The sequence below is a fragment of the Pseudomonas sp. GYB4201 genome (genome assembly GCF_056312595.1).
Genome location: NZ_JBWGIG010000003.1, coordinates 49,711 through 70,437, shown reverse-complemented (window position 1 = coordinate 70,437; position 20,727 = coordinate 49,711). Strand labels below are relative to the sequence as shown.

19 protein-coding genes are annotated in these 20,727 nt (G+C 60.4%); 11 read left to right on the top strand and 8 right to left on the bottom strand.

What is annotated here, in order from left to right; all coding sequences use genetic code 11:
- Nucleotides 1-37 precede the first annotated feature (37 nt).
- The 3 genes from AC0Z2B_RS03760 to AC0Z2B_RS03750 all read left to right on the top strand — a co-directional run bounded on the left by AC0Z2B_RS03760 (nucleotide 38) and on the right by AC0Z2B_RS03750 (nucleotide 4,592).
- Nucleotides 38-1,681, top strand: coding sequence for a DUF1302 domain-containing protein (locus AC0Z2B_RS03760; RefSeq protein ID WP_475505546.1), 1,644 nt, complete (start codon nucleotides 38-40; stop codon nucleotides 1,679-1,681).
- Nucleotides 1,682-1,695: 14 nt separating this feature from the next.
- Nucleotides 1,696-3,075: a DUF1329 domain-containing protein gene (locus AC0Z2B_RS03755; RefSeq protein ID WP_475505545.1), complete on the top strand. Its 1,380-nt coding sequence runs from the start codon at nucleotides 1,696-1,698 to the stop codon at nucleotides 3,073-3,075.
- 74 nt (nucleotides 3,076-3,149) lie between these two features.
- Complete coding sequence (locus AC0Z2B_RS03750; protein WP_475505544.1) at nucleotides 3,150-4,592, top strand: MFS transporter; 1,443 nt, start codon at nucleotides 3,150-3,152, stop codon at nucleotides 4,590-4,592.
- Between the two features lie 34 nt (nucleotides 4,593-4,626).
- Here AC0Z2B_RS03750 and AC0Z2B_RS03745 read toward each other — a convergent pair whose 3' ends face one another.
- The 5 genes from AC0Z2B_RS03745 to AC0Z2B_RS03725 all read right to left on the bottom strand — a co-directional run bounded on the left by AC0Z2B_RS03745 (nucleotide 4,627) and on the right by AC0Z2B_RS03725 (nucleotide 8,411).
- Nucleotides 4,627-5,559, bottom strand: a complete 933-nt coding sequence (locus tag AC0Z2B_RS03745; protein WP_475505543.1) for an alpha/beta hydrolase — start codon at nucleotides 5,557-5,559, stop codon at nucleotides 4,627-4,629.
- Nucleotides 5,560-5,623: 64 nt separating this feature from the next.
- Nucleotides 5,624-5,944, bottom strand: coding sequence for a 2Fe-2S iron-sulfur cluster-binding protein (locus AC0Z2B_RS03740; RefSeq protein WP_475505542.1), 321 nt, complete (start codon nucleotides 5,942-5,944; stop codon nucleotides 5,624-5,626).
- A gap of 13 nt (nucleotides 5,945-5,957) precedes the next feature.
- A complete protein-coding gene (locus AC0Z2B_RS03735; protein ID WP_476295201.1) occupies nucleotides 5,958-6,674 on the bottom strand; it encodes a TetR/AcrR family transcriptional regulator in 717 nt (238 codons plus the stop codon).
- 3 nt (nucleotides 6,675-6,677) lie between these two features.
- A complete protein-coding gene (locus AC0Z2B_RS03730) occupies nucleotides 6,678-7,100 on the bottom strand; it encodes a DUF3237 domain-containing protein (protein ID WP_475505540.1) in 423 nt (140 codons plus the stop codon).
- A 12-nt stretch (nucleotides 7,101-7,112) separates the two neighbouring features.
- On the bottom strand, nucleotides 7,113-8,411 hold the full coding sequence (locus tag AC0Z2B_RS03725) for a cytochrome P450 (protein ID WP_475505539.1): 1,299 nt from the start codon (nucleotides 8,409-8,411) through the stop codon (nucleotides 7,113-7,115).
- Nucleotides 8,412-8,557: 146 nt separating this feature from the next.
- Between AC0Z2B_RS03725 and AC0Z2B_RS03720 the strand changes: the two genes are divergently transcribed.
- Nucleotides 8,558-9,787 carry an NAD(P)/FAD-dependent oxidoreductase gene (locus AC0Z2B_RS03720; RefSeq protein WP_475505538.1) on the top strand — a complete coding sequence of 410 codons (1,230 nt, stop codon included), beginning with the start codon at nucleotides 8,558-8,560 and terminating at the stop codon, nucleotides 9,785-9,787.
- Between the two features lie 45 nt (nucleotides 9,788-9,832).
- Here AC0Z2B_RS03720 and AC0Z2B_RS03715 read toward each other — a convergent pair whose 3' ends face one another.
- Together AC0Z2B_RS03715 and AC0Z2B_RS03710 are read right to left on the bottom strand one after the other, a co-directional pair.
- Nucleotides 9,833-11,185: an aldehyde dehydrogenase family protein gene (locus AC0Z2B_RS03715; RefSeq protein ID WP_475505537.1), complete on the bottom strand. Its 1,353-nt coding sequence runs from the start codon at nucleotides 11,183-11,185 to the stop codon at nucleotides 9,833-9,835.
- Nucleotides 11,186-11,188: 3 nt separating this feature from the next.
- Nucleotides 11,189-12,304 (bottom strand): NAD(P)-dependent alcohol dehydrogenase, encoded by a 1,116-nt coding sequence (locus AC0Z2B_RS03710; protein ID WP_475505536.1) that lies wholly within the window; start codon nucleotides 12,302-12,304, stop codon nucleotides 11,189-11,191.
- 146 nt (nucleotides 12,305-12,450) lie between these two features.
- Here AC0Z2B_RS03710 and AC0Z2B_RS03705 point away from each other — a divergent pair, with 146 nt between their 5' ends.
- From AC0Z2B_RS03705 to AC0Z2B_RS03695, 3 genes are read left to right on the top strand one after another with little or no spacing between them, the layout of a single operon-like run.
- Nucleotides 12,451-13,647: a WD40/YVTN/BNR-like repeat-containing protein gene (locus tag AC0Z2B_RS03705; RefSeq protein ID WP_476295199.1), complete on the top strand. Its 1,197-nt coding sequence runs from the start codon at nucleotides 12,451-12,453 to the stop codon at nucleotides 13,645-13,647.
- Between the two features lie 32 nt (nucleotides 13,648-13,679).
- A complete protein-coding gene (locus AC0Z2B_RS03700) occupies nucleotides 13,680-16,211 on the top strand; it encodes an efflux RND transporter permease subunit (RefSeq protein WP_476295198.1) in 2,532 nt (843 codons plus the stop codon).
- Complete coding sequence (locus tag AC0Z2B_RS03695; protein WP_476295196.1) at nucleotides 16,204-17,232, top strand: flavin reductase; 1,029 nt, start codon at nucleotides 16,204-16,206, stop codon at nucleotides 17,230-17,232. The genes AC0Z2B_RS03700 and AC0Z2B_RS03695 overlap by 8 nt, the downstream gene beginning before the upstream one ends.
- Before the next feature lie 10 nt (nucleotides 17,233-17,242).
- Here the strand turns inward: AC0Z2B_RS03695 and AC0Z2B_RS03690 are convergent, their stop codons facing one another.
- Nucleotides 17,243-18,106: an acyl-CoA thioesterase gene (locus AC0Z2B_RS03690; protein WP_476295195.1), complete on the bottom strand. Its 864-nt coding sequence runs from the start codon at nucleotides 18,104-18,106 to the stop codon at nucleotides 17,243-17,245.
- A gap of 118 nt (nucleotides 18,107-18,224) precedes the next feature.
- On the opposite strand from AC0Z2B_RS03690, the gene AC0Z2B_RS03685 reads away from it, so the two are divergent.
- The 4 genes from AC0Z2B_RS03685 to AC0Z2B_RS03670 all read left to right on the top strand — a co-directional run bounded on the left by AC0Z2B_RS03685 (nucleotide 18,225) and on the right by AC0Z2B_RS03670 (nucleotide 20,672).
- Complete coding sequence (locus tag AC0Z2B_RS03685; protein ID WP_476295193.1) at nucleotides 18,225-18,992, top strand: SDR family NAD(P)-dependent oxidoreductase; 768 nt, start codon at nucleotides 18,225-18,227, stop codon at nucleotides 18,990-18,992.
- A gap of 11 nt (nucleotides 18,993-19,003) precedes the next feature.
- Nucleotides 19,004-20,020, top strand: coding sequence for a phosphotransferase family protein (locus tag AC0Z2B_RS03680; protein ID WP_476295192.1), 1,017 nt, complete (start codon nucleotides 19,004-19,006; stop codon nucleotides 20,018-20,020).
- Nucleotides 20,020-20,379, top strand: coding sequence for a DUF6285 domain-containing protein (locus tag AC0Z2B_RS03675; protein ID WP_476295190.1), 360 nt, complete (start codon nucleotides 20,020-20,022; stop codon nucleotides 20,377-20,379). Before AC0Z2B_RS03680 ends, AC0Z2B_RS03675 begins: the two co-directional genes overlap by 1 nt.
- Nucleotides 20,380-20,489: 110 nt before the next feature.
- Nucleotides 20,490-20,672 (top strand): hypothetical protein, encoded by a 183-nt coding sequence (locus tag AC0Z2B_RS03670; RefSeq protein ID WP_476295188.1) that lies wholly within the window; start codon nucleotides 20,490-20,492, stop codon nucleotides 20,670-20,672.
- Nucleotides 20,673-20,727: the final 55 nt, after the last annotated feature.

Sequence of the window (20,727 nt, the reverse complement as noted above, 5' to 3'; positions counted from 1 at the left end):
CCGCACAACAATTTCAATAATGGTCTGGAGGTTCAAAATGAGTGATGGCAGGCTTTTGCGTGGGCAACGGGGTTGCCGCGCAGCAGTCAAGGCGGCTGGCATTTGCGTGGCTGCAGGCGTAGTACTTCCCGCCACCGCGATGCAGTTGGACACGGGTATCGACGGGCTGACCGCTCGTTTCGACAATACTTTGCGGTACAACCTGGGATGGCGGGTCGATGGAATCGACAGCCGCATCGGCAATAGCAGTACCTCCAATCAGAGTGACTACAAATTCAAGAAGGGTAGCGTCGTCACCGACCGCCTTGACTTGTTGTCCGAACTGGAATTGGACTGGCAGGAAAAGGTCGGTATGCGTCTTTCCGGCGCTGCCTGGTACGACAACGCCTACAGCGATACCTCGGTGGAAAAGAACCCATCGATTTCCGGGCCAACCAGTTACGACAACGATCGCTACTCCAGCTACACGAAGCGCTACTACCGCGGCCCATCCGGCGAGATTCTCGATGCTTTCGTCTATACCAACTTTTCGCTGGCCGACCGGCCGGTCAACTTGAAGGTGGGGCGGCACGTGGTGTACTGGGGTAACTCGATCTTCAGCCAAGGGGGCATTTCCTACAGCCAGAGCCCCATTGATGGCCAGAAGAGCGCGGCTACTCCGGGAACCGAAACCCGCGAAACCTTCCTTCCGCTGAACCAGGTCTCCATGACGAGCCAGGTGAGCGACAATGTGTCCATCGGCGCACAGTATTACCTTGATTGGGACTCCATTCGCATTCCCGAGGGCGGTACCTACCTGGGGACTGCTGACTTCCTGCTCAATGGTCCCGATAGCTTTGGTGGTTCAACGCCGCTGGCCGGGTTCCATATCGATGACCCCTTGGGACCGAAGCATCGTTATGGCAACTGGGGCATCAGCACTAAAATCACGATTCCGGAACTGAACTCGTCGACCATCGGCGTTTATTACCGTGAGTTTGATGAGAAGAACGGTTTTTGGGTCTTCCGTGACCCGGACAATGCCACGGATATTCGCGCGGTTTTCCCGCGCAGTACGCGGTTGATCGGTCTAAGCCTGGATACCACCATTGACCCCTTTGCCATTGGTGCCGAGATTTCGACACGGCGCAATGCAGGCCTCAACTCGGTCGCCTTGTCCAGTGCAGACGAAGGTGCGCGAGGCAACACCTGGCACGCACTGGCGAACGCCATCTACACCATGCCCAAGACCGCCCTCTGGGATACCGGCACGCTGATCGGTGAGGTGACTTATGACTACCTGGAGTCGGTGACCGACAACAAGGCTCTCTACAACGGTGAAGACAGCGCCGCCTGCCCTCTGGGTCGCGATTCTGGCTGCGCTACCCGCAACGCCTGGGGGTTCAACATGAGCTTCACCCCCCAATATCTGCAAGTGTTCCCCGGCATCGACCTGTCGCTTCCTGTGACCTTCGGTGGCGGGGTGCGCGGTAATACCGCCGACTTCGGTGGCACCAACCAGGGGCTCTACACCTACTCGGCGGGCGTCTCGGCCGACATATATCACCAGGTGACTGCGTCGTTGGTGTGGGCCGACTCCACTGCGGATATTCGTCGCGAGGGCACCACTTACTATGGCAGTGGCGCGTGGCAGACCACGGACCGCGGTCGCGTGACCTTGACCCTCAAGGCATCGTTCTGAACCAGGAGCACGACATGATCACTTCAGCAAGAATCATGGTTGCGGCGTTATCCCTTGCCGTTGCCTCAGCCACAATGGCGCAGCCATCGCCCGATGAACTCAAGCTACTGGGTACAACCCTTACTCCCTGGGGCGCGGAAATCGCCGGCAATAAGGACGGCAGCATTCCTGCGTATACGGGCGGCGTCAAACCTCCGGCCGGTGCCAGTCCGTCGGACAACAAACCGATTGATCCGTACCCGGGCGAGAAACCGCTGTTCAGCATTACCAGCAAGAATATGGACCGGTACGCTGACAAGCTGACCTTGGGCACAAAGGAGTTGCTCAAGCGCTGGCCCGACTTCCGCATAGACGTATACACCACTCACCGCAGTTACCCGGCGATGTCCGAGGCCCATGCCAACAGCACAGTGGCCAATGCCCATAACCCTGAGTGCAAGACCACGCCCGACGGCGTAGGGCTGCGAGGTTGCTGGTTCGGCACACCATTCCCGATTCCGAAGACCGGCTACGAGGCCATGTGGAATGCCGCGACCCACGAACAGCCCGACTACGAAATTCGGATGGAGAGCTGGTTCGTGGACTCCGCGGGTACCAAGACCATGACCAACGAGAGTATTTTCGATGCCGATTACCCTTATTGGGATCCCAACGCAACGCCTTACCAGGGGGCCGCGGAAAACTACTTCCGATTCCTGAACCGTACGATCGCGCCGGCACGCGATGCCGGGCAGAAATCGTTGGTCTGGTACCCGGCAAAATTTGACGAAACCCCTCAGAAGATCTGGTCGTACACCACGGGGCAGCGTCGGACGCGCCTCGCCCCCGAACTGACTTATGACACGCCCAGTGCTTCGCTGTCAGGGGCGTTGAACTATGACGAGTTGAACCTTTTCGCCGGCCGTATGGATCGCTTTGACTTCAAGCTGGTAGGGCGCAAGGAAATGTACGTGCCGTATAACCAGTTCAAGTACTTGACCATGAAAACCGATGACATTCTGGGCAAGAAATTTGCCAACCCGGACGCCATGCGTTGGGAGCTGCATCGGGTCTGGGTGGTCCAGGCCACACGCAAGCCAGATAAACGTCACATTGCTGCCGAGCGCAACTTCTATATTGACGAAGACTCCTGGACGCTGATGGCCGCCGACGCGACTGATGACTCCGGCAAAGTGTTCAGGGTCGGCCTGTCAGCCAGTTGGCCCCAATACAACCGTAACGCCCAGGGCAATGCCGGCATGACCGACACCACCTCGGTGACCTACGACCTGAGCAAGGGCCAGTACATCTTCAACAGTATGATCAGCTCGCCTAACGGCTACCTGAAGGTCATGCCGCGCAAACCTGACTACACCTACCGTGCCGAGTCCATGGCGGGCACCGGCGTGCGCTGATCGAAGTTCCCTTCACCGCGGTTCGGCCGTTCCGGGCCGCGGTTTTTTTGCCTTCAGTCCGCAGGTACCCCATCATGCCTTCACTTCAGGCCAAGACGCGAAGCTGGAAAATCATTATCCTCGCCCTGATGGCAGCTGACATGGCCTCGATTTTTGAGGTCAGCATGCTGTTCGCAGCGTTCCCAACGTTTTATCGTGAATTCAAGGACCCAGTCATGATTGGCTGGGTCATGACCGCCTATATGTTGGTGGCCGCAGCCGCGGCCGGCATATGCGGGCGCCTGGGCGACCTCTATGGGCGCAGGCGGGTAATGCTCATCGTCATGGTCATCTCGGTCATCGGCTCGCTGGTGGCTGCATTGTCCCAGACCCTTGAAGGCATTATCGTCGGTCGTGCCATCCACGGCGTATCCGCAGCCGTGCTGCCTTTGTGTTTCGGCCTGGTGTCGGAGAATCTGCCCAAGCCCAAGATCGCCCTGGGCAACGGTATTGTTGCCGGCACGGCCTCTACCATGGCGGGCGTGGCCTTCGTGTGCGGGGGGCTGGTAATCGACTACCTGCAATGGCATTGGATCTTCTACCTGAGCGCCGGTATCGCCGTCGTGGGTATCCTGGCCGTCTGGCAGCTGGTTCCGGTGTCCCCGCGGATCGTAGGCAAAGGCGCAGTGGACATCGTAGGAGGCGTGCTGTTCGCTCCTGCGGTGGCGGCGCTTCTGTTTGGCTTCAGCCGTGGTTCGATGTGGGGGTGGTCTGATCTGCGGGTGGTCGGCCTGGTTGTGGGGAGCTTGCTGCTCTTTGTCTTCTGGGTGCATTACGAGCGCCGCCACCCCAACCCGTTGATTGACGTGCGACTGTTCACCAACCGGCAAGTTCTGCTCACCAACGTGTGCCATGGCCTGATTGCCATCGGTGCCATGCAATTTGGCCAGGTGATGCTGATGCTGCTGCAACAGCCCGTGTGGACAGGCGTAGGGCTGGGACTGGCGGCCACGTTGGCGGCAACGATCAAGTTGCCTTCTTCGCTGGTGGCCATCCTGGCTTCACCCTGGGGGGGGAGTATCGCCGGGCATCGAGGGGGGCGGCTGGCGTTGGTGATTGGGTTGGTGTTGCTGACGTGCGGCTGGACAGCTCTGACACTGAGCCATGACCGGGTCTGGCTGATCGTCGGTTCAGTCATTATCAATGGTACTGGCACGGCGATTGCGTTCAGCGCTATTCCTACCTTGATCGCTGAAGTGGCGCCCCCAACCCGAATCAGTGAGCTCAACGGGGTGACGCAAGTGGTCCGAATGACCTGCATGGGCATTGGTGCGCAGATGATTGCGATTGTTTTCTCCCTGAGCACTGTCAGTGATCCAAGCGGGGGCTCGGGCATGTTCCCCTCGGCCAGCGCTTACCTGTGGGTGTTCGCGCTGATCAGCCTGTCCTGCCTGCTGTGTCTGCTGAGCGCGCTCGCCCTGCCACCGCCTGGCACCGCCAGTAAAGTGGCAAGCTCGGCGTTGCCTGATGCCATCTGATTGGGAGCTGCCCCCTGGTGCCAGGGGGCTTTGGTCAGGGGTGTAGCGTCTTGTGGATCAGTTGGGCGGTCTGACGTATGACCTGGCCGGGCAACTCGATGAGGCCTGTAAAGCTAATGAATCCATGAATCGCGCCGGGCAGGGCGATGTGTGTCACTGGCACCCCCGCGTCAGCCAGACGGCTGGCATATTGCTCCCCCTCGTCGCGCAGAGGATCGTAGCCGCAGGTCACCACCGTGGCAGGCGGTAGCCCGGACAAGTCAAATGCTCGCAAGGGGCAGCTGCGAGCGCTGGCTTGCGTGGGATCGGGCAGGTACTGCTGCCAAAACCACGCCATCATCCGTGTTTCCAGTAGGTAGCCGGTGGCGTTTTCCTGGTACGAGGGGCGCTCCAGGTCATTGTCGCACACCGGATAAAGCAACAGTTGATGCGCGATGACAGGGCCGCTTTCGGCCAAGGCCTGTTGGCAGACGACAGCAGCCAGGTTGCCTCCGGCGCTGTCGCCACCGACGATCAGTTTTGCAGGGGACGCGCCCAGCGCCCTGGCTTGTTTGGACGCCCAGCCAGTGGCTGCATAGGCGTCGCCGACGCCAGCGGGGAAGGGATGCTCTGGCGCCAAGCGGTAACCCACCGACACCACCACGGCCTGCAGCGTGTTGCAGTAGGCGCTGCATACGCCGTCGTAGCCGTCCAGGTCGCCCAGCACGAAACCGCCGCCGTGGAAATACACCAGCAACGGCAGGTCGGGCCCGGCATTGGCGGGTCGGTAGACCCGTACTGGGATCGAGCCGTTGGGCCCCGGCACTTCCCGGTCGATGATTTCGCCTACCGACTCGATGATGTCCCGTGGCAGCCGACGTTGGTTCGCCTGGTCGCGAAAATCCTGGGCGGTGATGGTGTCCACGTCCGGCAGGCCCATTTCATTGAGCCTGTGCAGTAGTGCAGCAATCTGTGGATCAAGTGACATGGTGAATTCCTTTTTGTTGTAATCATATATAGGATAATGACTGGCACTGGCCGGGTAAAGTGGTTCAGAACTGGCGTTCGGGGAGTCGAACCACTAGGCCATTCAGGGCGGGTGTAACAATGACCTGGCAGCACAGACGGCTGTGCTCGTTGACTGCCAAAGCGCCTTCGAGCATGCCCTGTTCCTCGTCGGCTATGGCGGGCAGGGCGGCAGCCCAGGCTGGGTCCATGTACGCGTGGCAAGTGGCGCAACTGCAATTGCCGCCGCAGTCGCCGAGAATACCGGGGATCATGTTCGCCACGGCGGCCTCCATCAGGCTCTGCCCGTCCAGGGCGTCGACCCGATGCTCGGTGCCGTTGAATTCAATGTAGGTGATGGTCGGCATGGTTATTCACTGATCAAATTGAAAGGGCATGGATGTCCTGGTGTACCAGGCCAAGCAGTTGATGAATCTCGGTCAGTCGGTTTTCCAGGTGTGCCAGTCGCTGCTCCATGGAGCGCGCCGGCAACCCGGCACCATGGGCGATTGGCGCGAGGTGAGCGTGCAGCACTGGGATGATGAAATTCCTGATGTAGCGCTGCAGGCGGTTTCGTTCCCAGCTCTGAGTCGACTTGATCATCAGCAATTCACGTATCAGCCAGTCGATTAATGCCTCGGCGTCCAGTAGCGTGGGCAGTTCACGGCTGATTTTCGCTGCATCGATTAACGGCATCAGGATGCGGCCGATCTTGCGTTTGAACACGCCACCAAATACCTGCATGCCGCTGTCCGAGAGACCCGACCAGGCGGCGTTCTGCAGCAGCCTGTTGGCCGGCACGTCGAGTACTGCCCAGAGGACAAACCGCTCTATGCGTTCAGGTAGCGTGCCCAGGCCGTTCAGTACGTCGCTGGCCTGCCGTTCGAAAGGCCGCGAGTGTCGGTCCAGGGCCGCCGCAAAGATGGCTTCCCGGCTGCCAAACCGGCGATAAAGGGTCGCCCGCGACACGCTGCTCAGTCGGGCGATATCCTCCATGGTGGCTTTGTCCAGGCCCAGTTGTTCCAGGCACAAGATGGCGGCATCGAGCACTTTGCAGGTCGATGGCGTATCCGACGTGGTGTCAATAGGGCCTGTCATGGTTCAGCTTGCCTCGTACAGGTCATAGACTAGGGCGCCGCTGGCATCGCGGCTGCCGCGGCCAATGGCCTGGACTTTGTTCAGCCAGGCATAGCGTTCGTCGCCGGTTTCGAACGTGGGCGCGATCATGATCGGATCGGCCCCGGTGGGGCTTGCGGTGGCGCGGCCTTGGTAGGCGACGAAGATGACCGCGCCGTCGTGGGTTTCAATAGCGCAACGCACGTCTACGTGAATGGTCCCGTCTGCCGTGAATTGCGCCCAGTCGGCAGCCGCGACCTGCTTGAGGGTGGCATTGAGCCGTTCGCCCTCCCAGGTCGCGGCTTCCAGGTTGACGATGGCACGGGTACCGCGAGGCGTATTGGGGATGAACACGGGGGCGCCGAGCTTGACGGTGACCGTCGCCAGGGGAGTCAGGGTAACAGGCATGGCATATTCCTCTCAGTGCCCGAATGGGCAGGTGGTGGGGGTGGAAGCGGGTTTGGCGCTGTGGCTGGCGTACAGACGCACAGCATGGGCGCTGTTGGCAGGCGTGCCTTTGCTGAACCGCACAGGCATGTGCTTGATGCCATTGGTGAAATTGGAGCGCAGGCGTGACACGGGGCCATCCAGTGCCAGGTCCGGCAGGCGCGTAACGATTTGCTTGAAAATCGCTTGCAACTCCATGCGCGCGAGCATGGCGCCGAGGCAGCGGTGAATACCTGTCCTGGAGCCAAATGCCATGTGATCGCGTGCATTGTGGCGATGGATGTCGAAATGCTCCGGATTGCTGAAGACTTGCTCGTCGCGGCTTCCTGAGCAATACCACATCACAATTCTGTCGCCGGCCTTGATGGTCTGGCCGGCAAGCTCAATGTCTTGGGTGGCTTTGCGGGCGAAGCACAGGGCGGGGGTGGTATAGCGCAACATTTCCTCGACTGCATTGGCGATCAGCGCCGGGTTTTGCCTCAGGGCCTGCATAGCTTCGGGGTGCTCGATCAAGGTCAGGGCACCCTGCAGAATCTGGGTACGCGTGGTCTCATTGCCCGCCGTGGCCAGGATCAGGAAAAAGCAGCCCAGGTCCATGTCGCTCAGGCGCTCACCGTTTTCCTGAGCGATGGCTACCTGGCTGAACACATCTTCCAACGGCGCCTCGCGCCGGCTGATGCCTAACGCCTTGGCGTAAGCGAACATCTGTTGCTGCGCCAGATTCATGTGCTGGGGGTTGGACAATTCGGGATCACTGCCGCCAAACATGGCGTTTGCCCAGTCAAACAATTGCTGGCGATCGACGTCGGGTACCCCCAGCAAGTCCGCCACCACTTCGATGGGCATGTGCGCGGCCAGATCGTGCAGGTCACAGCAGCCTTGCGCGATAAAAGCGTCGATCGAATCGCAGGCAAGCTGCTGGATGCGCGCCTCGAGGCGGGAGATCGCCTTGGGGGTGAAGCCACTCATGATCAGCTTGCGCAAAAAACTGTGCCGGGGTGGGTCGCTGAGGATAATCATGCGATCCACAGTGGCGGCCAGCGTCTGTTCCGGAATGGGCTGCGGTGTCACGTTGGTTTTGGATGTAAACACCTCGACGTTGTTTTCCACCGCTTGAATATCGTGATAGCGCGTGACATTCCAGAAGCCACCGCCCTGGCAGTCGGCTTGCCAGCTTACCGGCGCTTCGCGTCGCAGTAGCGCGAAGTAATCGTAGGGAACGCCCTGCACAAATACGTCCGGATTGGACAGATCGATTTCACCCAGTTTCATTGTCGGCCTCTGATGGGTTGGTGTGAGACTAATCAACTATATCGTATCAATGATTGAGTCGTAAATATTGATTTGTATGATATAGATGATTAAGGTGTGACGATCCTGCTTAGGCTGAGCAGGATGGTCTGGTTTCGGAGGTTAAGATGCGCAATGAGGACAAGATAGACGTAGTGATAGTGGGGGCCGGGCAGGCTGGCGCCGAAGTCGCTTTCGCCCTTCGCCAGCACGGCGTGTCGGGACGTATCGCCTTGGTAGGGGAAGAAAGCGCATTGCCCTACCATCGCCCACCGCTGTCCAAGGCGTGCCTGGCAGGGGAGGTACCGTTCGAATCGGTGCTGCTTAAGCCTGCGCTGGCCTACGAACGGGCCGGTATTGAACTGCACCTGTCGGTGGCAGTGCTGTCGGTTGATCGACAGGCTCGACAGGTGCTGTTGAGTGATGGTCGGCGGCTGGGCTATGGGCACCTGGTGCTGGCCACGGGGGGACGGGCCAGGCGCCTGACGGTACCCGGGGCGGACTTGCCCGGTATCGGTGTGCTGCGCACCTTTGCAGATGCCCGGGTATTGCAATCGGCTTGGCGGCCCGGGCAGCGGCTCGTCATCGTCGGTGGTGGTTATGTGGGCCTGGAGGTGGCGGCAGCCGCCGTGGGCGCCGGCTTGCGGGTACAGGTACTGGAAGCCGAAGCTCGGGTGCTGGCCAGGGTGACGGCAGCCCCCCTCTCCGCATTTTATGAGCGCTTGCACCGCGAGGCGGGGGTGTTGATCGATACCCAGGTGCAAGTCAACGCCTTTATGCCTGCCAGCACGGGCGTGCAGGTGGGCGCGGTCAGCTGTCTGGGCGGTCGCGTGTTTGCCGCCGATCAGGTGCTTGTAGGCGTGGGTCAGTTCCCCAATACCGAGCTGGCCGAAGCCGCCGGGTTGGAAGTGGATGGAGGCATCGTCGTCGATGCCGACGGCCGCACCCTGGATCCGTGTATATACGCCGCAGGCGATTGCGCCAGTCATGTATGCGGGTTTTATGGTCGGCGCGTGCGCCTTGAGTCAGTGCCCAATGCGTTGGAGCATGCGCGTCGCGTTGCTGCCAGCCTGGCGGGCAAGCCGCGACCGCCAGCCTCGCTGCCTTGGTTCTGGTCGGACCAGTATGGGCTCAAGCTGCAGATGGCGGGGTTATCCCGGGGCTATGAGCAGTTGGTGATTCGAGGCGATGATCGGACCAACAGTTTCAGTGCCTTTTACTTGCAAGACGGCCGCATGATTGCCGCTGACGTTGTAGCGCGCCCGGCCGAGTTCCTGGCAGCCAAACGGCTGATTCAAGAGCGAAGGAACGTGGATGCCGAGCGTCTCAAGGATGAGACACTGGCGCTCGGCGCATGAAAAAAACGGTGTGGCAGGGCGACCGAGTCGGTGCGCGCTTGCCCCTTAAGCAGTAGGTGCGGGCCCCTGGATGAAGATAGAGCGGGCATTGGACAGTTCGCGAAAACCTGCCAGGCCATGGTAACGGCCCATGCCGCTGCCGTTGACGCCGCCGAAAGGCAGGTTTTTCTCCACCCAATGCATCATGACGTGATTGATCGTCGCGCCACCGGACGAGGTCCCCTGCAACGCCTGGTCGATGAACGCCTTGTCGTGGCTGAACACATACACGCCCAGTGGCTTGCCGTGCTGATCGATCTGCTCCACGACCTGTTCCAGGTCGTCGTAGGCGAGCAGGGGAAGTATCGGGCCGAAGATTTCTTCCTGCATGATGCGCGCGTCCCACGGCACATTCGTCAGCACGGTCGGGTGGATGGTCAGTGTCGCCCGGTCCGACGTCCCGCCGCACACTTGTTTCGCGCCGCGAGCCAGTGCGTCTTCGATATAACCCAATAACCGATCGAAATTGCGTTCGTTGACGATGCGCGGTTGCTTGTCCAGCAGCAGCTGACCGTCGGCGTAAAACATCTTGGCGACCAGGGCCTTGACGGTTTCACTGAATGCATCGATCTGTTGGCGGGGTACCCAGGCGTGATCGACCGACAGGCACAGCTGGCCAGCATTGTTAAAGCGCCCGCCTACTACTTTGGCGGCGGTGGACATCAGCTCGGCATCCGGACCAATGACGGCCGGGCATTTGCCGCCCAACTCCAGTGTCACGCTACTAAGATGTCGAGCCGCCGCCGCCATCACACGCTTGCCCACCGCCGGGCTACCGGTGAAGAACACATGGTCAAACGGCAGGCCCTGCAGGTGTTCGGCTACCGCAACCCCGCCTTCGACGACGGCTACGTCGCGTGGGTCGAAGGCTTCGGCGATCAGGCGAGCGACGACTTGGCTGGTGGCCGGTTGCAGCTCATTGGGCTTGATCATGGCGCTGTTGCCGGCGGCGATGATCGGTACCAGCGGTGCCATGACTAGCGCGAACGGAAAGTTCCACGCCCCCAACAACAGTACGGTACCGCGTGGCTCGTAATGAATGTGGGCAGTGCTGTCGGGCAGATAGGCCGAGGAGGGCACGGGCACGTCGGCCATCCATTGCTCCAGGTGCGTGATGGCAGTGTCGATGTCTGCCAGCACAGACGCTATTTCGCCGCCCTTGCCGCCATTGGGCGTCTTGCGCAGGTCATCGAACAGGGCCTGCTCGATGTCGTCGATGTGCGCAAGAATGACCTCCCTGAGCCGGCTGAGCCGCTGCGCACGCTGCTGGCTGTTCTCCAGCTTGCGGGCGTGCCGGCTCAGGCGCTGTTGTTGAAACACAGCGTCTATTTTACCAATCAGATTGTTATCAACTGACATGGCTCAAACCTCCTGGGGCATGCGGATGACGGGCTTGATGGCTGAGCCGTCACGAGCATCGATAACGGCCTGGTTGATGTCGTCGAAGGCGTAAGTGCGCAGCAGCTTCTCGATGGGGAGCAGGCCGGCTTTCCAGTATTGAATCAACTGTGGAATGAACAACTCCGGGATCCCGCCTTCACCGGCCATGATGCTGCCCTTGATGTGCGCCCGTTTGCCTTGCAGCTCGATGGGGTTGAAAGTGACCTGGGCCTGGGCTCCCGCCATTCCCACCAATACCACCGTGCCGCCATGGCCCAGCACCTGGATGGCCTGTTCCATGACAGCCGGTACCCCGGTGGCCTCAACCGCATAATCGACGCCGCCGCCACTGACTTCGCGAACTGCCTGCACAGCCTCCAGTTGGCTGGCATCGATTACCTGGGTTGCACCCAATTCGCGCGCTAGTGCGAGTCGACTGGCAATGCGGTCGACTACGATCAACTGGCTGGCACCGGCGATTTTTGCCGCCATCAGGGCTGCCAGGCCCACACCGCCGGCACCGAACAGCACGAATCGGCTCCCTGCACGCACGCGCAAGGTGTTGAGCACTGCTGCGGCGCCAGTCTGGATGCCGCAACCCAGCGGCGCGAGAATTTCAAGCGGCAAGTCGCGGTCGACTTTGATCACGCTGCGCTCGTTCACCAGCGAGTGACTTGCAAATGAAGACTGGCCCAGGAACCGGGCGAATACTGGCTTGCCGGCATGGGTATGGCTGCAGGTGCCATCGCTGCAACGCCCGCCCGACATGTTCAGCGCGCGAAAGTCCACGCAGTAGGAAGGTTCACCGCTGATGCACTGGGCACAAGTGCCACACGACACCGTGGTGAGAATGACGTGGTCGCCCACGGCCACCCTGCTCACTGCGCTCCCCACACGCTCTACTACTCCGGCGCCCTCATGGCCGAACACTGCAGGCCATGGCAACGCTGGGTTTTTCAACACGTTTAAATCGGTATGGCACAGCCCTGACGCCACGATACGCACCAGCACATCGTGGGGGGCCGGGTCGGCAAGTTCTACCTCGCTCAAGACGAAGGGGGCGTTGGTGTCAAACGCCAAGGCGGCTGTGATTCTCATGCAGGGTCCCTTTGTTGTTGGTGGATTGCTGACAATCAGATATATCATTGTCTTGATTTTATCGCCAGCGTGGCAACGTCGCGTTGACGATAAAGATATACAGGATTAATATGATTATGGTGTATCTGCAGCCTTGAACAGGCTGTGTGCAACAGGCAAGCGCTACTCCGAACAATAAATTCAATAAGAGTCTGGAGGTTGAAATGAGCCAATGCAGCTCACCGCCCTTGGGCGCAAGCGGCAATCTTTGGCCCAACATCCGTTGGTTGTTGGGCTGCGCTTTGGGGGTGACGCTGTTGATGGGCGCTCATGCCAACGACAGCGCACCGTCATACATCGATCCATTGAATCTTGCTGCGCTGCCTTCGCGACTGGCACCCACCACTCAGCTGGTGGGCTTGGCCCAGGCAGGTGCACGCCTGGTTACGGTTGGCTGGCGCGGGCACATCCTTTATTCGGATGACCAGGGGCTCAGCTGGCGCCAGGCGCAGGTGCCGGTCAGTGTCGACCTTACCGCTGTGGCTTTTCCCAGTGCACGCCAGGGTTGGGCGGTAGGGCACGGCGGGGTGATCCTGCATACCCGCGACGGTGGGGTCAGCTGGAACAAGCAGCAGGACGGCTTCAGCACCGGCAAGCTAATGGTCGACTACTACCAGCAACGCCTGGACCATGCCGCAGAGGCGGATCGGCCGGCGGCTGTGGCGATGTTGGAGCAAATCCACCTGGACTACGACACGGGCCCCGAACAACCCTGGCTGGATGTGTGGTTTGAGAATGAACAGCACGGCTACGTTGTCGGCACCTTCAACCTGATCATGGAAACCCACGATGGCGGCGAGCACTGGACGCCCTTGCTGGACAAGGTAGACAACCCAGACGGCCAGCACTTGGCAGCCTTGAGCAAGGTGGATGGTGAGCTCTACATTGCCTCCGAGCGCGGCACGGTGTTTCACCTGGACAAGGCCAGCCAGCGCTTCGTTGCGCTCAATACCGGGTACCAGGGTAGCTTCTTCGGGATCATCGGGACCTCCCGTGCCCTGATTGCCTACGGCCTGCGTGGCAACGCCTGGCGCAGTACCGACAAGGGCGTGACGTGGGCCAAGGTCGACACTGGCGTGGAAAACACCCTGACCGGCGCGACCATCCTGGCTGACCAGCGCATCGCCCTGGTCAGCCAGGGCGGAGCGCTGTTGCTTGGCGATAGCTCAGGCGACCATTTCCAGCCTGTTTCGTTGAGCCGCAATGTGCCTTTTGCCAATGTACTGGCCGCAGGCAAGGGCTCAGTGATCATCGTCGGCGCCCTTGGCGCACAGCTCGAACCCGTTCCAGCAGTCGGCAGCTGAAGACCTGGGCTTGAAAAAAATCTGGAGACATCATGGCTGTAGATACTGAATCACTTCATCTGCCCGTCATCCGCGACCCCAAGGATTTCGACAAGCATTCGGGCGACTGGCTGGAGCGTTTGATTTTCAATCACCGGATCTGGGTTGTCGGGCTGGTGGCGGCCATTACAGTGTTCCTGGGATTTCATGCCACGCGACTGGTCGTGCAAGCCAATTTCGATGCCATGATTCCCCAATCGCATCCCTATATCCGAAACTATTTTGACAATCGCAGCGAGCTCAAGGGGCTGGGCAACTCCTTGCGCATTGTGGTGGAAACGACCAAAGGCGATATCTTTAACAAGCAATATCTGGAGGTGGTACGCGACATCAACGACAAGGTGTTCCTGACCCCAGGCGTGGACCGTGCATTCATCCGCTCGCTGTGGACGCCAGTGGTGCGCTGGACAGAAGTGACGGAGGAGGGCTTTCGCGGCGGGCCGGTCATGCCGTTCAATTACGATGGCAGCGCCGCCTCGATTGATCAGGTCCGCATCAATGCCCTGCGCGCAGGGTTGCGTGGCACCCTGGTGGGCAATGACCTTAAATCCAGCATGATCGTCGTGCCGTTGCTGGACGTGATTCCCGCCACCGGCCAACCGCTGGATTACAGTGTGCTGTCGACGTTTCTGGAAAAGGACGTGCGCGACAAATTCCAGACTGCCTACAGCCTGCAGCAGCAGGCAACTGCGGCCCAGCAAGGCGATTACCGTATCCACATCATCGGCTTCGCCAAGTTGGTGGGCGACCTGATCGAAGGGTTGCTGCAAGTCATGATGTTCTTTGGTGCCTCGGCGCTGATTGCATCGCTGATCATCTTCTTCTATACCCGCGACTGGCGCAGCACGGTCTTGCTGGTGGCAACGGCCACTATCGGCGTGGTCTGGTTGCTGGGCTTGCTGGAGGTATTGGGCTATTCGCTCAATCCCTATTCGGTGCTGGTGCCATTCCTGATCTTCGCCATCGGCTTGTCCCACGGTGCCCAGAAGATGAACGGCATCATGCAGGACATTGGTCGCGGCACGCACAAATACGTGGCAGCACGTTATACCTTTCGCCGCTTGTTCATTGCTGGTTTGACCGCGCTGATCACCAATGTTGTCGGTTTCGCGGTGCTGATGATCATTGACATCCCGGTCATCCACGACCTGGCGATGACCACCAGTCTGGGGGTACTGGTGCTGATCTTCACCAAGCTGTTCTTCATCCCCGTGGCGCTTTCCTATATTGGCGTCAGCCAGAGCGCAGCACTACGCAGTCTGCGCAAGCGTCCCGCAGGGCAAGGGCTGATGGGCCTGCTACAACGCTGCACCGAGCGCAGGTTCGCGATACCCTTGACCGTGGCCGCGCTGGTGGTCGGCGCAGGGGCCATGGCCATCAGCCTCCATGGGTTGAAGATGGGTGACCTGGACCCTGGGGCACCCGAGCTGCGACCCGATTCGCGCTACAACAAAGACGTTGCCTATATCAACGAACATTACGGTTTGAGCGGCGATCAGTTCGCGGTGATCGTCAAGACCCCTACCGAAGGCATGCGAGATTACACCTCGCTGGTGGAACAGGACCGTCTTGCCTGGCAGTTGCAGCAATTGCCAGGCGTGCTGGCGGTATCTTCCCTGGCAGGGGGCATCCGCATGGTCGCAGCCGGTTCCTTCGAGGGGAATCCCAAGTGGATGACTATCCCGCGCAACCAGCAGACCTCCGGCAATGTCACCCAAGCCTTGCTGGTGGGCAATCCTGAGCTGATGAACGCCAACGCCAGCGTGGCGCCGGTCATTGCCTACCTGAAAGACCACCGTGCCGAAACCCTGACCCAGGTGGTCAAGGCTACCGAAGCCTTTGCAGCCGAACACAATACCCCTGATCGCCAGTTCCTGCTCGCGGCCGGCCCCGCCGGCATCGAGGCAGCCACCAATATCGTTGTGGAACAGGCCAACTACCGAATCCTCGGGCTGTTGTACGCGGCAGTGATCGTGTTGTGCCTGATAACCTTCCGCAGTTGGCGTGCCGTGGTGGTCGCCATGGTGCCGCTGGTGATCACCTCGTTCCTCTGTGAGGCGCTGATGGTGATGCTGGGAATTGGCGTCAAGGTGGCGACCCTGCCGGTGATCGCACTGGGCGTCGGCGTAGGCGTGGACTATGCGTTGTATTTGCTCAGCGTGCAGTTGGGCGCGCAACGGCGGGGCATCACTTTAGCCGAGTCTTACGGCCTGGCCCTGGGCTTTACTGGAAAGGTAGTAGCGTTGATCGGCATCACCATGGCTGCCGGCGTGGTTACCTGGGTGTGGTCGCCTATCAAGTTCCAGGCCGACATGGGCATCCTGCTGACCTTCATGTTCTTGTGGAACATGCTGGGCGCACTCACCCTGATTCCGGCGCTTTCCTATTTCTTGTTGCGCGACATCGGCCAAGCCAAGGGCAATGCGGTCGTGGTCGCGGTGCGCATGCCGGTGGTTGAGGCCACGGTGGATATCGCCACTCCGCCAGCCCCCGACGCACTGAAAAAGATCGCCAGTGGTGGCTGAGCCTGTTCCCTCATTTCGCATAGCCGCAGTGGATAGCATCACTGCGGTGGCTTTAATCCATAAGGAGAAGTCCGTGAGCAATTCCGATCTGGTCATCGATAGCAAGCAGTTTCGCAATGCCCTGGGCGCGTTTGCTACGGGCGTCACGATCGTCACCACCCGCGATGGTGGCGGCGCCGATGTAGGCCTCACCGCCAGCAGTTTCAATTCAGTATCACTGGAACCACCCATGATTCTCTGGAGCCTGGCCAAGACCTCCGGTAGCCTGGATGCCTTCATGACTGGCGAGTATTTTGCCGTGCATGTGCTGGCTGCCGACCAACAACCGCTGTCAGATCGGTTTTCCCGGCGAGGCATCGATAAATTCGAGGGCATGCAGTTGCAGCGCGGCCCGGGCCAGGTGCCGCTGCTGGAGGGCTGTGCGGCACGCTTCAAATGCCGCACCAGCTACCGTTACGAAGGCGGCGACCATATCATCTTCGTTGGCGAAGTCATCGAATTCGATCACTCGGCGCACCCACCACTGGCCTTTCACGGCGGCAAATACGCCAAGGTGCATCCCCGTGCGCTTGAGTCGTTGATAGACACCGAGGACGTTGGCAGCAGCTTCAACAAGGATTATCTGGGCTTCCTCTTGGGGGTGGCGTCCATGCAGTTGTACCGCCCCGTTCGCCTGGCCTGGCAAGCAACGGGTTTGAGCGAGTGCGGCTATTTCGTCCTCAGCGTGCTGTCGGCAGGCAAGCACAAGACCCAGGGCCAGATCGAGGCGCTGCTTCAGCCTAGCGGCCACAGGCTGGACGAACATGAGTTGGGGCGGTTGCTGGAGGCGGAGTTGCTCACGGTGCATGGCAACGGTCCGGACCGTGAATTTGACCTCACCGCCAAGGGGCGCGATTGCGCCGTCAAGTTGTTCGTTCAGGCCAAGTCAGAAGAGCAGAAGGCCATCGGCGGCCTGGACTGGGACGACCTGGCGCTGCTCAAGAACCTGCTCAAAAAAATTATACGCAATACCCGGCCTTGACTGCTCCGGCTCAGCCCAGTCGGCGAAACAGTGCGTGCTGGGCTGCGTTGGCCACCAGTTGACCGCGGCCGTCGTAAATGGCTGCCAGCACCAGCCCGGCCGCGCCGGCCAGCGACGGGCTGGTGAGGTCGAACAACAGCCATTCGTCGGCCCTGAATGAACGGTGCAGCCACAAATCGTGGGTCAGAGTAGGGGCGAAGAAATCGCGGCCCATCCGCGTTGCTACGTGGGGCATTAGCATGGGGCTGTTGACCCACGCGTCGGACATGTAGACCAACGCAGCTTCGTGACTGAGCGGCTTATCGTCCATGGCCTGGCTGCTGCGCATCCAGTAGCGCATGGACGGTTGTCGATCGCCGCAAAACAGGAAGGCTTCCGCATCCACTGGGCGCAGCTCATGCAAATGGCTGGCCGTCAGCAGGCGTCGGTTGCCCTCGCTCAGGCGTGAGTGGAAGCGGTCGGCTAACTCGGCCAGGTTCAGCAAGGTTGTCGGCAGCGGGACCTGGGGGGCGCTTGCTTGGTGATGCGGGCCCACTTCGGGTGCCTGGAAACACAGTTGAGCGCTAAAGGCCAGTTGCCCCGGTGTTCCGACCCGCACCTCTAGGTTGCTAAAGGTTCTGCCATGGAGCAGGACTGCCTTGTCATAGACGGGTGGCGGTGATAGCGGGACGGGCTTGAAGAAGCCTGCGTGCAACGAGCGCAGACGGCGTCGCGGGTCAAGTCCATGGGCTGCGGCCACTGCCGCTTGCGCCATCAGTTGCCCGCCAAAAGCGTTACCGGTCAGGTTGGCTTCGCCGCAACGGCTGACAAATCGTGAGTCGTCCTCGTCCAGGTGAAAAAGCGCAGCGAAATCAGAAGGTCGAGGCGTCGTCATGCGAGGTGTGTCCTGAGTCAAGGAACAATGGCTGATTGATTAAACATATAACTCATTGATATGATTTTTCCAAGCCTTTGGCCTGTGTGGCCAAGGCAGCGAACATTGGAGAGCGTGCATGGCGGGGTTGAATGACCTTTTTGGTCTGCAGGGCAAGGTGGCATTCGTGACCGGGGCCAGCAGTGGCCTTGGCCTACATTTCTGTCGTGTGTTGGCAGATGCTGGGGCGCACGTGGTGATGGCGGCACGACGTACCGACGTGTTGACTGAGCTGGCCGAGTCCATCAGTGGCCAGGTTTCGACCGTGCGCCTGGACGTCACGGCAGCAGGGTCCGTGACGGAGGCGTTTACTGAAGTCTGCCGCTTGCATGGGGTGCCCGACATTGTCGTCAACAATGCCGGTGTCACTGTCACCAAGCCGGCGTTGGAGCAAACCGAGAGCGACTGGGAGGCGGTAATGGACACCAACCTCAAGGGGGGCTGGCTGGTCGCCACCGAGGCCGCCCGGCGCATGGTTGCCGCCAGCAAGACCGGGGTGATCATCAATACCGCCTCTATTCTCGGAGAAAGGGTATCTGGTGCCGTCGCCCCATATGCCATCTCCAAGGCGGGGGTCATTCAGGCCACCAAGGCACTGGCCCTGGAGCTGGCGCGCCATGGCATCCGGGTCAACGCTTTGCTGCCCGGCTACGTGGCCACTGAACTCAACCACGAGTTTCTCTCCAGCGAGGCGGGCGAGCGCCTGCGCTTGCGCATTCCCAGCCGCCGGTTCGGCGTGCTGTCGGATCTGGATGCTCCGCTGCTGCTGCTGGCGGGCGAGGGCGGTCGCCACATCACCGGCGCGGCCCTGGCGGTCGATGGCGGGCACCTGGTCAGCGCACTTTAGGAGAATGCTTCATGGATGCACTTGCTTGCCAACAACTGGAACGCTACTTGGCCCAACGGGGGGGGAGCAGTCGCGTCCAAGTCACCCTTGCCGAATTGCTGTCCGGCGGCGCGATTCAGGAAAACTGGCGCATCGACGCGGTGTTCAAGGATGGCCCTCACGAAGGCCCGCAAAGTCTGGTGCTGCGGACTGACGCGCCGTCCGGCGTGGCGGTCAGCCATGGTCGAGCGCAGGAGTTCGCCCTGCTGACGGCGGCCTTTGAAGCGGGCGTCAGCGTGCCGCAACCGCTGTGGCTGTGTGAAGAACGCTCGGTGCTGGGGCGGCCGTTTTTCCTCATGCGTCGGGTGGCGGGCACTGCCAGCCCGCACCTGATCGTCAAGCCCGGCTCTGCGTGGGGGGGTAACCGCGTGGCGTTGGCCGAGCAGTTGGGCCGCGAGATGGCGCGAATCCATTCGATCACCCCGCCACGCCAGGATCTGGCATTTCTGCCGGCCTACGATGCGCCTCCTGCTATGCATCTGATCGCAGAGTTGCGCGGTTTCCTGGACCGCCATCACACGCCTTACCCGGTGCTGGAGTGGGGGCTACGCTGGCTCGAGCGGCACGCGCCGGCGGATCGATCGAAAGTGCTGTGCCATCGTGATTTTCGTACCGGCAATTATATGGTGGACGAGCAGGGTCTGACGGCGATCATCGATTGGGAATTCGCCGGCTGGAGTGACCCGCTGGAAGACATTGGTTGGTTCTGTGCCCGCTGCTGGCGGTTTTCCCTGCCGGAACAGGAGGCAGGGGGTATCGGTGACCGTGACGATTTCTATCGTGGGTACGAGGCGCAGAGTGGTCGAGCCATCGCGCGGGACCAGGTGCGTTATTGGGAAATAATGGCCCATGTGCATTGGGCAGTGATTGCCATCCAACAGGCTGAGCGGCATGTGTCGGGCGAACAGGATTCGCTGCTGCTGGCGCTGACCGGTCACATGACCGCGCAACTGGAATGGGAAATTCTCGACATGACGGAGCAAGACTGATGCGTACACGTCCTGATGGCGCCGATCTGCTGGAAACGGCCCAGCGTCTGTTACGCACGCGGCTGTTGGCGCAAATGCCGGCCAGTTGCAAGCATGAAGCGTTGATGATCTGCAATGCGATGAATATCGCTGCCCGCCAGTTGCGCGCTGGCGAGCAACCTGAGCGTGATGAGATGGCGTCATTGAACCGTCTGCTGGGTACCGACGAGTGGCGGCTGGCTCACGCCAACCGGCTATTGGCGCAGGCATTGCGCAGTGGCCTGGGCGACCCGGACAGTCCCCAGGCAAGCGCTGTCCTGGAGCATTTGCGGCGGGTGACGGCGCAATCGCTGGCGCAAAGCAACCCTGATTATCGGTAAGGCGCAAGCGGGTGCTGACTACGCCTGCTAAAGCTGAGAAAAAATTTACTATGGGTGATGGCTATTTGAAATTACTCTTCCCTGCTGTTGACACATCAGGGAAGGACGCAATGAACAAGACCATCAGGTGGGGATTCACAGTAGCGGGCGTCTGGAATTTGTTGCTCGCAGGTTTGGATATCTGGGCGTACTCGAACAACCAGGCGCCGGCCTTTCCGTTGGCCGAGCATTTGGCGATAGGGGTAGTGTTTTTGGGATTTGCCCAGCTAAACAAGCTTAAGGCAGGAGCCTAGCATCAAGGCAGCCGACCTGCAGCAGCGCACGACGCAGCCTTCGGCATCTGCTACG

What these genes read in the sequence shown, in the direction of transcription:
- AC0Z2B_RS03700 (WP_476295198.1), top strand. Translation starts at nt 13,680, where the DNA reads ATGGCTGTAGATACTGAATCACTTCATCTGCCCGTCATCCGCGACCCC.
- AC0Z2B_RS03710 (WP_475505536.1), bottom strand. Translation starts at nt 12,304, where the DNA reads ATGAGAATCACAGCCGCCTTGGCGTTTGACACCAACGCCCCCTTCGTC.
- AC0Z2B_RS03730 (WP_475505540.1), bottom strand. Translation starts at nt 7,100, where the DNA reads ATGCCTGTTACCCTGACTCCCCTGGCGACGGTCACCGTCAAGCTCGGC.
- AC0Z2B_RS03725 (WP_475505539.1), bottom strand. Translation starts at nt 8,411, where the DNA reads ATGAAACTGGGTGAAATCGATCTGTCCAATCCGGACGTATTTGTGCAG.
- AC0Z2B_RS03720 (WP_475505538.1), top strand. Translation starts at nt 8,558, where the DNA reads ATGCGCAATGAGGACAAGATAGACGTAGTGATAGTGGGGGCCGGGCAG.
- AC0Z2B_RS03680 (WP_476295192.1), top strand. Translation starts at nt 19,004, where the DNA reads ATGGATGCACTTGCTTGCCAACAACTGGAACGCTACTTGGCCCAACGG.
- AC0Z2B_RS03745 (WP_475505543.1), bottom strand. Translation starts at nt 5,559, where the DNA reads ATGTCACTTGATCCACAGATTGCTGCACTACTGCACAGGCTCAATGAA.
- AC0Z2B_RS03675 (WP_476295190.1), top strand. Translation starts at nt 20,020, where the DNA reads ATGCGTACACGTCCTGATGGCGCCGATCTGCTGGAAACGGCCCAGCGT.
- AC0Z2B_RS03760 (WP_475505546.1), top strand. Translation starts at nt 38, where the DNA reads ATGAGTGATGGCAGGCTTTTGCGTGGGCAACGGGGTTGCCGCGCAGCA.
- AC0Z2B_RS03690 (WP_476295195.1), bottom strand. Translation starts at nt 18,106, where the DNA reads ATGACGACGCCTCGACCTTCTGATTTCGCTGCGCTTTTTCACCTGGAC.
- AC0Z2B_RS03740 (WP_475505542.1), bottom strand. Translation starts at nt 5,944, where the DNA reads ATGCCGACCATCACCTACATTGAATTCAACGGCACCGAGCATCGGGTC.
- AC0Z2B_RS03715 (WP_475505537.1), bottom strand. Translation starts at nt 11,185, where the DNA reads ATGTCAGTTGATAACAATCTGATTGGTAAAATAGACGCTGTGTTTCAA.
- AC0Z2B_RS03735 (WP_476295201.1), bottom strand. Translation starts at nt 6,674, where the DNA reads ATGACAGGCCCTATTGACACCACGTCGGATACGCCATCGACCTGCAAA.
- AC0Z2B_RS03755 (WP_475505545.1), top strand. Translation starts at nt 1,696, where the DNA reads ATGATCACTTCAGCAAGAATCATGGTTGCGGCGTTATCCCTTGCCGTT.
- AC0Z2B_RS03670 (WP_476295188.1), top strand. Translation starts at nt 20,490, where the DNA reads ATGAACAAGACCATCAGGTGGGGATTCACAGTAGCGGGCGTCTGGAAT.
- AC0Z2B_RS03685 (WP_476295193.1), top strand. Translation starts at nt 18,225, where the DNA reads ATGGCGGGGTTGAATGACCTTTTTGGTCTGCAGGGCAAGGTGGCATTC.
- AC0Z2B_RS03750 (WP_475505544.1), top strand. Translation starts at nt 3,150, where the DNA reads ATGCCTTCACTTCAGGCCAAGACGCGAAGCTGGAAAATCATTATCCTC.